Source organism: Polynucleobacter sp. 86C-FISCH, from assembly GCF_018882415.1.
Taxonomy (GTDB): domain Bacteria; phylum Pseudomonadota; class Gammaproteobacteria; order Burkholderiales; family Burkholderiaceae; genus Polynucleobacter.
Genome location: NZ_JACVOL010000001.1, coordinates 1 through 12,341 on the forward strand (window position 1 = coordinate 1; position 12,341 = coordinate 12,341).

A 12,341-nucleotide genomic window follows, 5' to 3' on the forward strand; every position below is an offset into this window, starting at 1 on the left:
GAGAACTGAATTGAGTTGATAACCTTGCTTAGCAACAGCGCTATAGGTGTTGAGAATATCGACTAGGGGTGGAGGTGTAGTACCGGGACTGCTTGGGGTGCTGGTGATATTGCGGTACATGAAGGCGTGATACTGGCCAGAAGCGTTGTCAGCATAACCGACAATCACAGAGCCATCGCCAGAAACTCCCATGGCGATAGAGGAAGTCCCACCGGTAAATGTTCCTAAACTGACCATGCCACCAGTCGCAGTGTATTTGAAGGCTTTATAGCTACCGGTTGAGTCATCTGAGTAACCTACAATCACCGAGCCATCAGCGGATGCCGCCCTAGCCTGCGAATTAGCTCCTCCAGCCAATGTTCCTAAGCTCACCATGCCACCACTATCGGTGTATTTAAAAGCCTTTTGATTATTTGCTAAATCAGTCGACCCCCCAACAATGACTGAGCCATTAGCCGATACCCCCATTGCAGTTGAGAAACCACCCCCCAATGTTCCTAGGCTCATCATGCCGCCACTGGCGGTGTATTTAAAAGCTTTATAATAGAACGTACTATCAGTACTAGCAACCGACAATTACCGAGCCGTCCGCTGAAACCGCATTTGCTTCCGAGGACGATCCTCCGGCTAATGTTCCTAGGCTCATCATGCCGCTACTAGCGGTGTATTTAAAAGCTTTTGTGGACAGCCCATCTGACGACGACCCCACAATCACAGACCCATCTGCTGATGCAGCATAGGCAGCTGAATAGTTGCCCCCCAATGTTCCTAAGCTCACCATGCCGCCACTGGTGGTGTATTTAAAAGCACTTGTATTCCAAGAGCTGTCTGTTATAGCACCTACAATAACCGATCCATCAGCCGATACACCTCTAGCTGTTGAGGAGTTGCCCCCCAGAGTACCTAAACTAACCATGCCGCCACTGGTGGTGTATTTATATGCGCTCATAACATTGCTTGAGTCTTGCGCGTCACCCACAATTACTAACCCATCAGCTGATACTCCGTAAGCAAGGGAAAATGTTCCACCCAGCGTACCCAAATCTGTCATTGTTGCTTGAGCATTGACATAGCCTGCATGCATCAGTGCACAGGTTAAAGCAGTCAATATCAGGGGTGACTTAACTCTCTTACCCTTAATTGAAGCCAATATATTTGTGCTGGCGCACCTTGTAAGGTTGTATGACCAAACCATGATGGGACCCACAGAATTCCGGGCGCTACAAAGATCAATTACCCCTGATGAGGGGGCGTTACGACGGCGCATGAGTTAACCTCTATATGTTGATTTGTTAGAGTTGTCTAATTTCCATTGGAGTTTACCCTACACAAAGCGAAGAAAATGCCATTTGGTAGAACGATAAGTTCTAAAAATGCAGAAGCACTGAACATGGCAACCATCCCTTGCCCAACACCCCATCTAAACATACCTTATTTAATGAGTGGGTAATTAAATAGATCGTGGAAAACTTAGAGCAATTTACTTATAGCACCCCAAAAATTGAACCCTTTTAGACATCGATGGGAGTCAATATATTGCCAAAATCACTAGAAAAAGCTTTCATCAACACACCCCTTTGCAGATTCACCCCATTCCATTTGACCTTTCCCATCTCAAGATATCTGAAATGTACAACTTTCCCTTGATGGATTTTAGGATCCGTCTCAAGCTTGCTGAAGATTGATCTACTAATTTCAAATCTTTCCATCAGCTGCGTTCTGGTTAATCTCTTGCCAGACTGCTGCGCAAGATAGATCACTGCGTTATTGAGCTCATCTAACTTACGCAAGAATTGAGCTTCAAATTCTAATTTGGAGGCACCTAGATTCATTGCCAACATCCTTTCGCAAAAGCTGCGAGCGCCTGTAATGCGCGGAGCGTTCACCACCCTTTTTTTATATGGGGTTGTGGGCCCCTTATTTAATTTGGCTAATTCCCAGTCAAATGTAGCTCTCTTATAGAGCTATTTAGAGAGGCTCAACAGCACTGCTTTTCTGCTGGAGACCAGTTTGATTTTGGAGCAGAGGTATTTCGGCGTGCTACCCAGTCGGAGCAGCTCAACAACTACCTGTTGATCGGTCTTTGATGAGATGAAATGGCTCGACGCTTGCCTGCAGATCAATATGAAAGGCCGCAGGCCTGCTACCCGCTATGTTGCCACCAAGGCATTTTTGTAAATTGCAGCAATTACTACCCAAGTAAACCGCACGGTAACCCGTTTTAATTTGGATTGCTTTATTTAAATTACGTGCAAAAACTATTTATGGAAAAGGAGGCTCACTTGTCACGGTCACTAATGAATAGCAGCCTTACTCCAACAGGCCTAGGTTAGCTACAGCAGGAAGAGATGATTGGACACTAACCTTGAGTGATTAAGCTCAATCCTTGGTATGGTTGGCGCCTTTTTGGTGGCAATCAATGACAAGTATGCTGCCTATAGATGGGTAAGATTTTTGCTTGCAAAATTACCTGTGGCGCTGGCGGTCTGCAACTCAATGAGCTATGAGGCCTTACTTGATTGCAATGTTGTCGCCATTGCTCCACTAGAAACCTAGTCGACTTAGGGTTGCAGAAGCCCCCATTAAAAAGCCCCTCTCTAAGAGCTCCATTAAAGCTTTCACAAAAGCCTTCTACTTTGTTGACAGATGTGCTTGAGCTGCGCCCCTGTGGCCACTTTGCCAACCTACATTACGAATAAAAGCGGCCATGGCTCGAGCCATATCTACCATAGGGAGGCCTAAGCCAATGATCTCTGCAGCTAAGGGGGATCTTTATCACCTCCTGGGGTCAGCATGTAGCGTGGTAGGCTGTTCGCGCTAGCCCCACAAATTCGCAGGCAGACTGCTCAGACTTGACGCTTGTACTTGAGTAGCTGTGCCGCGTTTTTATACCCAGTAAAACTTAAAAATATTCCCTACCTTAATGACTTACTGGGACATGACCAGGCGTAAAAAGAGGTTAGCCACCTACCCCTTAAATTAGGCATTCTTTAACTCCAATCCTTTGAACTTTTTGCCATAGTCAGATCTCATGCTACCGAACATATTGCGCTAGCGAGAGTATTTTTGCACGGCAATCAACAGAGCTTTACAAGTCTCACCCAAGGTCATCCCATTTGCAGTGAGAACTTAAATCTGCATAAGTAGAGAAACGATTTGCTCGGGCTTTAAGCGCGCGCTATGATTGGTTGCAGTTGCAGTATCTTCTACAGAAAAGATTAGTAAAATCTCCAACTTGGAATAGTGCTAAAAGTTAATTTGGGTCGATATCATGTGAAAATCTACCCTCAGCCAGCTTAGATCAAGGCTATATTTCGATCAGATTTAATGAGGAGCAGCCCCTTGAAATGATTGACTTTCCCGGTGTTATCGTTGCCTGCGATCACGCTAATGAAATTATTGCTACTGCGTGCCTATCAACGTTAAAAGAAGATATATGACATCAGAGTGAATTCGCTAAAGCCCTTTTTTCTTTAATTAAAACCTCAAGTTATGGTGATAAGCAATTAATTGCGTATAAAGTTGCAATGTACGGCCCCGTTTGTGTTGATGAAAAATTCTCAGGCAAAGGTATTGCCCAAAAGCTTTTTGATTTTTCTAGGCAAACACTGGGTCTAAAAGGTTTTGACTTTGACCTTCTCTTTATCGATCGGCAAAATGTGCGATCAATGCATGTTCACTTGCATAAACTGTCAGCAAAACTGGTAGATACATTCAAGGTGGGCGAAAAATCCTTCGTTCTCGGCCTCTTTTCAACCGCTCCTTAGACATATTTACCGCGTAGAGAATGGAAACCTCATAAGGCAACTTGCCATATTCTAGGGTGATGTTAGCTTTGCTAATCGATTCATTAATGATTAGCTACGCCCTTTCAAACGCCAAACCTTGCAGCCTCAATAGTTATTGATCTTAAGTCAACGTCTAACAAAAATTGCTTGTCAAAGATCGGATGTAATTATCATTATTGCAACCCACCGTTTCTATAAAAATACGACGATAAGCAGTAGCATTTAGGTTAGTAATTTCTGATTCGAGGTTTTTACCATCCTTCAATAATATTTCTACCTTTAATTTGATTTCGGCCGAGACTTATTGAGCCCCCATGATTGTCATAAGCCCTGAATTTGACTCTCAAATATATGGTTATCAATAAAACCCATCTACTTTAGGAGGGATTTACCCAGTCATCAGAACATACTTACATTGACAAGCATTCTTGCATTTAAATATGAATCCAATCCTTATAAGCGCCAATATTCAGTCTTCGAAAATCCTAGCCGAACTTTCTGTAGCAAATAGCCACATTGAATTTAGCAAGAGGGTAATGCGCCTCATGAAGGTTGATCCGCTATTGAGATTCCTTCAGATTTTCCTAATACTTTTTTTACCAGCCTATCAGTGCCAATCCCAAGAAATAGTGGCACGCGCCTACTCAAACGCTCCGATTGGAACCAACTTCATTACAGCAGGCCTGAACCAAGGTAGAAGTGGATCATACCTTCTCAACACCCAAGTTCTAAGCTTTACTCGTGTTATTGATATTGCTGGTCAGTCTGGTGGGCTGACCGTAGTAGTGCCTTATGCTGAACTCACTGGCAGTGGGCGCTATAAGGGTCAAAGCATCAATGCTGCAGCAGATGGACTTTCAGACCCACTCATTAAAGCTTCAGTAAACCTTTTTGGCGCGCCCGCACTCTCTAAAAGCGACTTCAAAAATTATCAACAAGATCTAATTGTAGGTGCTAGCGTAGCAGCAACAATCCCTTGGGGACAATATAACAATGATCAACTAATTAACGTTGGCGCTAATCGCTCCTTAATTCAAACAGCACTTGGCGCATCCCAAGCAAGCGGTCCATGGAGATTCGAGTTGGCTGGCATGGCAACTGTTTTCACCCGAAATAATAGCTATATGCAAACTAATTCACTTGCGCAAAGTCCAATTTACTCTGGAAGTAGCCATGCGATCTACTACCTGTCAAATGCTTCTTGGCTATCTATTGGGGGCACCTACTTTACAGGGGGCGAACTCTATGTGAACGGAGCACAAGTTTCGGGAACACAGGAGAATTGGAGGCTTGGAGGTACCTTTTCCTACCCAATCAATAGCGAGAATTCAATTAGATTTACTGTGGCCAAAGGGGTCTATTCCAGAAGCAATACGAGCTACAACACTTTCGGCGTTTCTTGGCAATACTTCTGGGGTGGAAGTTAGGCAGCAATGAGGGTGTTAAATTTCCACCCTCATTGCTCTGAATGGCTTAGATCCCTTTTACTTGACCAAATTCCCCATTTCTATACGCCCTAAATCTCTCGTCATTTGCTTCTGCGCTTTCCATGACAATCGGGCCTCCTAAGTGATATGGCTCCCTCAAGCCCAGGCCACCGAGAAGCACAAAATGGGAATTTTCGGAGGATTTAACAACAAGGGAAATGCCATCTTTAGATGTCTCCCATCCCGCAAATCCTAGTGATTGGCCAGGACCCAATGTAACTGCAGCCCTATCCAAATTTAGACCAGGAAGTGAGGCCTCAATAGACCCGCTTACCGAGTACAGGAAGTAATTCCAGTTGAGCTTCATAGGAAAGGACTGATTTACCCCTTCAACCCCGTGACAATCTAATAGAGTAAAGGGGGTTGGCGTCTTTAATGGAGAGGCCAACTCTTTATAATCTCCCGCAACAACCCTAACACTGCCATTTAGATCAGAATAAAGCGGAATATCCGAAGCGACAACATGAGATGCATACGCCTGTTGACGTTTCATACCGATAGGCAAATTCACAAAAATTTGAAGTGCATGCACTTCTTTTCCCTCAATTCTTGGCTGTTCGGTATGAACGGCTCCAGAGCATGAAGCAAACCAGTGAATATCCCCGGGCTCAATTGAGATGGGGTCATGCAGAGAATCGTAGTTCATATGAGCACCCTTAGACTCGGGAAACACATAAGTAACAGCAGATAGACCGGCATGCGGATGAACAGGGAAAGTTGGGCCAGTCATACGAAAGTGATCCACCATGATAAGAGGATCAATTCCACCACCAAACATTTCAATATTAAAGCTTTGAGCCTTAAAACAATCTCGAATTACTAGCTCCTGGCCATCAGAAATGATCATCATTTTCCCTTAAATTTAATGGTATTTATCAAAGCATAATTAAAAGCCGTATTCTTAAATTATGTCAAAAAATAGGCTCTTTTAATAAAACAGATTGTTCTATCACGATGACTCTTAAATGGAAATGATCTAGTTGATACTTATATATAGCGCTCATATCAAGGTTCAAATAGTCCATATATACGTTTAGGCAGCTTATGAAAACAGACCTCCGCCCATTTGCTTACTCACCCTATGCAGAACTTTTTCAGAAGATTCAACAGTGGAATAAAGATAATCCCAAAATCGCTATTGATTCAGTAGAGGAGCAAATTCTTTACAAAGCTTTAAGCGCGGAGTATGAAGGAAGATCCTTATTCGTATCCGACCTAATTCAGTCAACCGAGATTGGATCGCAAGCGACTATACAGGGGCGAATTAAGAGACTTTTAAGCCTTGGATACATCAACTTAATCGTGTGCGATGACGATAATCGTAAAAAAATTATTGAACCCACTCAAGTCGCAGTTAGTTTTGACCAACAAAGATCAATTTTCTTACTAATGGCTGCAAATAAAGACGCTTGAGTAAATAAGTACCTAAGAAGAGGTTTCCATAATTTCGTATTGATGAAAATAATCGCCCTTTGATATCTCAACCCACCCAAAAAGGGAACCCAAAATATCCTCAGATGATTGATGATCAGACTGCACAAACCTCTCAATAATATAAATTATTCCAAATCCATTGGAATTTAATATTGGAGTCTTTGTGTAAATTTTTACCGAAATAATGTCTCCTGCATCCTCTCCATGAAATGAATGTTCCCATACATTCCCAAATTTAATGGGACCAGACAGTTTTTTTAATTTGATTTTTTCTTTTACACTGCACATCATTTTCAACATTTACTTGTAGCGCCTTAGTTAAGTATGAAGCTTGCAGGCCGGCCCTAATACTTCGTTTAAATCACCCCCCTCTAGACTCCTAAAACCTGATTTGGGGTGGGCAAGTGTTAGAGGCTCATTTTCCATCGAAGCTTCATTGAAAATAGCTGCTTTATGAAATCTGCAATTAATTGCATATCGGTATTCCAGAACTTGAAAGCTTTTAGGGTCGAGTGTGGAGGCCTTATACATAACCCAACCGTCCGCACCCTCTTCACCAGTCCTAGAAAATTTTTTGACCTGTCCATGCAAAACTCCGCCAACTACTTGGGTGTAGAAATCTTGAGCATAAGCGTTCTGAAAGAAAGAAAATGCAATCATTCCAAGAAATAATAGTGGTGTCTTTTGCATACTCACTTACTTCGACATCAACCAATAAATGACACTAGCCGAGTATGCGGCCAGGAACAAAACAATAATTCTATCTTTGGCTGCACTCGACAATTGTCTTGCACCGCATCCAATACATCTAGACGCCGATAAATCTAGTGCAACACCACATCTCTGGCATTTAATAATTTTCATAAAAATTTCTTCTGAGCAACCTGAGGGTCTAGGTCAAGCTACTCGCTGAAAATTGCAAAATATATTTGTCGAAAACATGCACAAATAGTAATGTAAAAATGTTGCGCAAATTGCCAACACTTCGTTCTATTTGTAAATCACATTTGAGAATAAATTGATAATGCTTTGAGCTAGAAAGTCATTACAGCATTCATGAAAAGACCGCAGGATTATCCCCGGAGATTTTGCATCAGCACCTAATCAGCAGAGCCACTTTCACTGCATCACTCCGGTGCAATTCCATCCTTGTAATCAATCCGAGCATGGGTTCCATCGCAAAATGGCTTATTTGATGATGCACCACAGCGACAAAGTGCTTGGCGCGTACGAATTTCATACGAACTACCACTGGCGCTTTGCACACGAATCCCACCCCAAACAGCCAGAGGGCCACTACACATCTCTTTGGGGTCTTCAATTAAGCCAATGCTAGGCGGCAATATGTCATCAACCGGCAGCTTTGTATCATTGCTCAACACTACCAATCTTCCTCCAGGGCAGTTTCGTGCAATTTCTTCGGTTATCTCCTCCGCCACTTTTCCCAATTCTTTAACCTCGTTCCAAACCCCCTTTCCAGCATCACAGAAACGACCAAATGCACAGTAACTTTTGTTATCAGCAAGAGATACTGTGGACCCAATAATCAACTCAGCGCTATCCAATAGAGGTGTGAATGTTGCACTTTCCTTAAGGTCGATATCAATCATTGCATGATGACCGTCGCAATATGGAGCATTCTTTGAATGCCCGCAACGACAAAATGCAACAGCACTCTTCATCTCAAATGATCGGCCATTTCGATAAGCTATGGATGTACCTTTGTCATCAGTCTCAATAAAGCGTTGAATAACAGGTGGCTCTCCATGAACCAAATATGGGCCATTATTCAATACTTCGATATATATAGCCCCTGACTCATTAGTACCATCCATCTCGACCTCGCTTAAATCAACCTTAATCTCCATCATTGCTTTCCCAGTTTTAATTTAGATTCAACATATTGCCCTTCTTAATACTCTCATCGCAAACTATTAGATGCAAGCTTCAATTCAAATATGGAACTTCACAATGGGAGCAAATTTAAGATCTACAAAACATTTTTAGAACTATGTGTTTCATTGCCTCTAGTCCCTTGGCTGCTCTTTAGATAACTGGCTTCATCGCCTAAAAAAAATCGCCCCCCTAAAAAAATGAGGATGGATAGTTCCATCATGACTCCTGAGGGGTGTGTGAAGGCATTCCGGATTAAAACTGCCTCAAGGGCTGGATTACATTAATCTATGCATTAGCGACCAAGCAAAGCGATCCACAATCAAACGCTTAACTATTTTTTCGCGATAAATAATCTCCAAAGTCGAAAACAGAGTTTGGACCTATATTTTTTGATGCTTCCACTGCAATCGGCTCACCCCCATTTCTGGAAAGGGCTTTAGTCTTATTGGGTTGCATTTTCTCCAACCTATACCGAAGACGCACCATGCTTGGCTCAATCTCTACTGCGGTATTTGCAAGAATATGTTCAAGCGTAATCTGTGACATTCGCCCCTGAATAAGCCACTCTAAATTGAGCCATATTTGGGTACCTGGACCCGAAACTGGAGGCTGAGGGTCACCGGTAGCATCAACAACATCCTTAACAGAAATGTCTCCTGCATTTTTCGCCAATGAATAGCCGCCACCAGCACCTCTATATCCATAAATAAACCCAGCGACTTTCAAATCTGAGAATATCAATTCAAGATATGAATGAGAAATACCCGACCTTTTACTTACAGTTGGCAGTGAAATTGCGTATCCCATAGCTGTGTGTGCAGCGATATCAATAAGGGCATTTAATGCAATTTTACTTTTGGTGGATATCCTCATGAGATAAATATTGCGTAAGCATTTTGCATAACCATAGTTCAATTTGAGATAACGATTTCAAGAACCATTAAACCTGAATTAATGTCTGATAAATAGGAACCATGCGTTCTATTTATTGCGCTTTCTGAGTCCAAAGAATTCCATATACTGTGGCTCAACTATAAGTAATTTTTCCATTTTATATTTTGAGAATAATTAAGACTCATTTCAAATGCATTGAAATAAGAATGATCACTTTTTTATCGAAAATTGTGAATTGAACAAGGGATTTAATGATCTTATGTATCACCAATAAGCACAACTATGTCTGATCTACCAAATCCAATTGGCGCTTTTGAAATTTTTTCGAATAAAAAAAGGAAAGATACTTCAAAATCAAGAGCAAATTCAATAAAAATTTTCGTTAAGAACATTTTTAGATTTAAATCCCTTGATAGCACAGAGCTAGAGCTGGCCGTCTCCGATGTCGTGCATCATTCCACTCCAAAAAAGAGCAGGGGTAAGTTGGCCTATAAGATTGAGTGGGCTGGCAGCTCGGAGGATGTTAAAGAAGCTCAGCGACTACGTTACGATGTTTTTGCCAAAGAAATGGGGGCAAAGCTATCTGAAAGAGTAGAAGGTTTGGATACAGATGACTTTGACGTCTATTGCGACCACCTGCTAATTCGGGAGCAATATAGCCTTAAGGTAGTTGGGACCTATCGTGTACTACCACCACATAAGGCGCGCGAGATTGGCTGCCTTTATTCAGACTCTGAATTTGATTTATCCCAAATAAATTTTTTGCGGCCAAAACTAGTTGAACTGGGCAGGTCTTGTGTTCATCAAGACTATCGCTCAGGTGCCGTAATCATGTCCTTGTGGAGCGGTTTGGCTCAATACATGATGAAAAATGAGTATGAAATCATGCTTGGTTGTGCAAGTATCCCAATGACTGATGGGGGCCACTTCGCGGCTAGCTTATATAAATCACTTAGAAATGATCAAATGGCTCCACCAGAGTTTCATGCATTTCCTAGACAACCACTTCCACTCGATGAATTAAATGGTGAATTGACTGTTGAGGCTCCCCCGTTAATTAAGGGGTACTTGAAGCTAGGGGCAAAGATTTGTGGTGCACCAGCCTGGGATCCTAACTTTAACACTGCAGATCTACTCACAATGCTACGTCTATCAGATATCAATCCTCGTTATGCAAAGCATTTTTTAGGCGCCTGATTCTTAGCTACCCTTTTTAGTTAGTAGCAGTGAGTTTAAGTGCTTCCGAGATCTGCTTGTGACTATTGAATGCAAGCATTTTTCGATCTTTAGCTTGCTCTAAAGATAAAACAGGTTGCGCAAGAAATGTTAGCTCTACCACCAGATTGTGGTTACTAAGAATATTCTTCATCGACTCTAATAGACCCATATCCCCCACAAATGCTGGGATTTCAGACCGCTTTCCATTTTCCTTAGATAAGTAATGTATTGCTAGTGGACATACAGGCACATCAGCCATGATGGCGGATTCAAATAGGTTGGGCTTAAATGGAAGCACATACTCACCACTAGTTGAAGTTCCCTCAGGAAAGATGCAAATGGACTCGGTTTTTAAAACTTTGCTTATTTCACTTACTACGAAATGTGCATGCTTAGAGCTATTTCGCCTGATAAAAACGGTTCCTAATTTTTTTGCCATCCACCCAAAAATTGGCCATTTTTCTACTTCGGATTTTGCAACAAAACGAGTGGGTTTAAACGCATTAATTGCATGGATATCCACCCAAGAAATATGATTCGACACAAGCAAATAGGAGAATTTTGGAGGAGCCTCTGAATTTATAACCAACAATTCAATGCCCAAAATTTTCAATAGTCGACGAGACCACTTCTGAATGTGTGCTCTCTTGTTTTTCTCTCTGGCGAAAGGAAAAATAAAGGAAAGTATAAATATCCCTGAAAGTACATGCACTGCAATAGCAACCCATAGGACAAATTGCGTAATAAATGAGGTCTTTCTTTCCATCAAATTTAACTCAGTCCCAATATAAAAATTAATTTACAAAATCTCACTTATTTTTGCATCATCAAAGCAATTGCCAATAAATTAACAAAAGGGGTTCTAACAGCCTTGAAATTAATCAAAGAGTTAGCCGGCGACCCATTTTAATGACTTAAGCGCATAGGATGCGATAGATTCAGAAAAGAGGATGCAGTAGGTGGCATTTTCGGTCGAGCAGCCCCCTTTTTTTTATTATCCAATTAGAGCAAAGGCATTCTTGGAGATTTAAATGTCCCTCAAAAGGCTATTGAGCTTTCTATACCTTTCAAGCGCCAATGTAGTTAGGCTTAGATTTTTGCGACGACCATCTATTTTATCTATTTTTGCATCAATTAGATTTTTGTTAACCAGGCTTTTTAATGCGGTGTGCAAGGTGGCTGGCGAGGCAAGTCGTCTATTGTTAATTAAATCACTAACGGTCATTGACTCCTTCTGAATATGACGTTTTGCAAGCGTATCAAGCAATTCAATTTCATTAGGATTAAGTAAAAAATGTTGATTTATAGCGTTGATTTTGTCTGCCAAGAGAAGGTATTGTTTCATTTTGTATTTGCTCGAAAAATTAATTAGGAAAAATAAACATAAATTTATTATGTGTATTTATAAATCAATGACAATGTTTTTGGTATTCATAGGATCTAGAACAATCCGTTCCAATTGCGAGGAAGTTGGCGTGGGCGCCCGGAATGAATCACTTAAACACATTAAATTGGCATTTGGGTTTAATCGCAAAATGAATCTCCATAACACCCCTTTGGAAGGGCATCACTTTAAGCATCCTGTCTTGGCTTTCTAACCCAGAGAAATGAGGGTGAATTTACC

At 41.6% G+C, this 12,341-nt stretch carries 13 protein-coding genes and 2 pseudogenes; 4 read left to right on the plus strand and 11 right to left on the minus strand.

The window, feature by feature from the left end; translation table 11 throughout:
- The 4 genes and pseudogenes from ICN10_RS00005 to ICN10_RS10065 all read right to left on the minus strand — a co-directional run.
- Positions 1 to 510, minus strand: a pseudogene (locus ICN10_RS00005) (hypothetical protein); the annotation flags it as partial.
- A 52-nt stretch (positions 511 to 562) separates the two neighbouring features.
- A complete protein-coding gene (locus tag ICN10_RS00010; protein WP_216210980.1) occupies positions 563 to 1,267 on the minus strand; it encodes a hypothetical protein in 705 nt (234 codons plus the stop codon).
- Positions 1,268 to 1,511: 244 nt separating this feature from the next.
- Positions 1,512 to 1,832, minus strand: coding sequence for a hypothetical protein (locus ICN10_RS00015; protein ID WP_216210982.1), 321 nt, complete (start codon positions 1,830 to 1,832; stop codon positions 1,512 to 1,514).
- Between the two features lie 638 nt (positions 1,833 to 2,470).
- Positions 2,471 to 2,629: pseudogene (locus tag ICN10_RS10065) on the minus strand (integrase core domain-containing protein); the annotation flags it as partial.
- Positions 2,630 to 3,527: 898 nt separating this feature from the next.
- Between ICN10_RS10065 and ICN10_RS00025 the strand changes: the two are divergent.
- Entirely contained in the window at positions 3,528 to 3,767 is a 240-nt protein-coding gene (locus tag ICN10_RS00025) for a hypothetical protein (protein ID WP_216210988.1), read from the plus strand.
- Positions 3,768 to 4,228: 461 nt separating this feature from the next.
- Positions 4,229 to 5,215, plus strand: coding sequence for a transporter (locus tag ICN10_RS00030; RefSeq protein ID WP_255536766.1), 987 nt, complete (start codon positions 4,229 to 4,231; stop codon positions 5,213 to 5,215).
- A gap of 46 nt (positions 5,216 to 5,261) precedes the next feature.
- Here ICN10_RS00030 and ICN10_RS00035 read toward each other — a convergent pair whose 3' ends face one another.
- On the minus strand, positions 5,262 to 6,125 hold the full coding sequence (locus ICN10_RS00035) for a pirin family protein (RefSeq protein ID WP_216210992.1): 864 nt from the start codon (positions 6,123 to 6,125) through the stop codon (positions 5,262 to 5,264).
- A gap of 194 nt (positions 6,126 to 6,319) precedes the next feature.
- On the opposite strand from ICN10_RS00035, the gene ICN10_RS00040 reads away from it, so the two are divergent.
- Positions 6,320 to 6,688 carry a hypothetical protein gene (locus ICN10_RS00040; protein ID WP_216210995.1) on the plus strand — a complete coding sequence of 123 codons (369 nt, stop codon included), beginning with the start codon at positions 6,320 to 6,322 and terminating at the stop codon, positions 6,686 to 6,688.
- 12 nt (positions 6,689 to 6,700) lie between these two features.
- Here the strand turns inward: ICN10_RS00040 and ICN10_RS00045 are convergent, their stop codons facing one another.
- The 4 genes from ICN10_RS00045 to ICN10_RS00060 all read right to left on the minus strand — a co-directional run bounded on the left by ICN10_RS00045 (position 6,701) and on the right by ICN10_RS00060 (position 9,478).
- Positions 6,701 to 7,009: a hypothetical protein gene (locus ICN10_RS00045; protein ID WP_216210997.1), complete on the minus strand. Its 309-nt coding sequence runs from the start codon at positions 7,007 to 7,009 to the stop codon at positions 6,701 to 6,703.
- An 18-nt stretch (positions 7,010 to 7,027) separates the two neighbouring features.
- Entirely contained in the window at positions 7,028 to 7,399 is a 372-nt protein-coding gene (locus ICN10_RS00050; protein WP_216211000.1) for a hypothetical protein, read from the minus strand.
- A gap of 437 nt (positions 7,400 to 7,836) precedes the next feature.
- The gene (locus ICN10_RS00055) at positions 7,837 to 8,580 is read right to left on the minus strand and encodes a CDGSH iron-sulfur domain-containing protein (protein WP_216211006.1); all 744 of its coding nucleotides are present in this window, start codon (positions 8,578 to 8,580) and stop codon (positions 7,837 to 7,839) included.
- Between the two features lie 352 nt (positions 8,581 to 8,932).
- Positions 8,933 to 9,478: an Rrf2 family transcriptional regulator gene (locus ICN10_RS00060; protein WP_216211009.1), complete on the minus strand. Its 546-nt coding sequence runs from the start codon at positions 9,476 to 9,478 to the stop codon at positions 8,933 to 8,935.
- A gap of 504 nt (positions 9,479 to 9,982) precedes the next feature.
- On the opposite strand from ICN10_RS00060, the gene ICN10_RS00065 reads away from it, so the two are divergent.
- A complete protein-coding gene (locus ICN10_RS00065) occupies positions 9,983 to 10,696 on the plus strand; it encodes a GNAT family N-acetyltransferase (RefSeq protein ID WP_255536767.1) in 714 nt (237 codons plus the stop codon).
- A gap of 16 nt (positions 10,697 to 10,712) precedes the next feature.
- On the opposite strand, the gene ICN10_RS00070 is transcribed toward ICN10_RS00065, so the two are convergent.
- A complete protein-coding gene (locus tag ICN10_RS00070; RefSeq protein WP_216211014.1) occupies positions 10,713 to 11,483 on the minus strand; it encodes a 1-acyl-sn-glycerol-3-phosphate acyltransferase in 771 nt (256 codons plus the stop codon).
- Between the two features lie 261 nt (positions 11,484 to 11,744).
- Positions 11,745 to 12,062 (minus strand): hypothetical protein, encoded by a 318-nt coding sequence (locus ICN10_RS00075; RefSeq protein WP_216211017.1) that lies wholly within the window; start codon positions 12,060 to 12,062, stop codon positions 11,745 to 11,747.
- Between the last annotated feature and the right edge of the window lie 279 nt (positions 12,063 to 12,341).

Coding starts and splice junctions, on each gene's coding strand:
- ICN10_RS00015 (WP_216210982.1), bottom strand. CDS start 1,832: ATGAATCTAGGTGCCTCCAAATTAGAATTTGAAGCTCAATTCTTGCGT.
- ICN10_RS00070 (WP_216211014.1), bottom strand. CDS start 11,483: ATGGAAAGAAAGACCTCATTTATTACGCAATTTGTCCTATGGGTTGCT.
- ICN10_RS00060 (WP_216211009.1), bottom strand. CDS start 9,478: ATGAGGATATCCACCAAAAGTAAAATTGCATTAAATGCCCTTATTGAT.
- ICN10_RS00045 (WP_216210997.1), bottom strand. CDS start 7,009: ATGTTGAAAATGATGTGCAGTGTAAAAGAAAAAATCAAATTAAAAAAA.
- ICN10_RS00025 (WP_216210988.1), top strand. CDS start 3,528: ATGTACGGCCCCGTTTGTGTTGATGAAAAATTCTCAGGCAAAGGTATT.
- ICN10_RS00010 (WP_216210980.1), bottom strand. CDS start 1,267: ATGCGCCGTCGTAACGCCCCCTCATCAGGGGTAATTGATCTTTGTAGC.
- ICN10_RS00075 (WP_216211017.1), bottom strand. CDS start 12,062: ATGAAACAATACCTTCTCTTGGCAGACAAAATCAACGCTATAAATCAA.
- ICN10_RS00030 (WP_255536766.1), top strand. CDS start 4,229: ATGAATCCAATCCTTATAAGCGCCAATATTCAGTCTTCGAAAATCCTA.
- ICN10_RS00050 (WP_216211000.1), bottom strand. CDS start 7,399: ATGCAAAAGACACCACTATTATTTCTTGGAATGATTGCATTTTCTTTC.
- ICN10_RS00040 (WP_216210995.1), top strand. CDS start 6,320: ATGAAAACAGACCTCCGCCCATTTGCTTACTCACCCTATGCAGAACTT.
- ICN10_RS00035 (WP_216210992.1), bottom strand. CDS start 6,125: ATGATGATCATTTCTGATGGCCAGGAGCTAGTAATTCGAGATTGTTTT.
- ICN10_RS00055 (WP_216211006.1), bottom strand. CDS start 8,580: ATGATGGAGATTAAGGTTGATTTAAGCGAGGTCGAGATGGATGGTACT.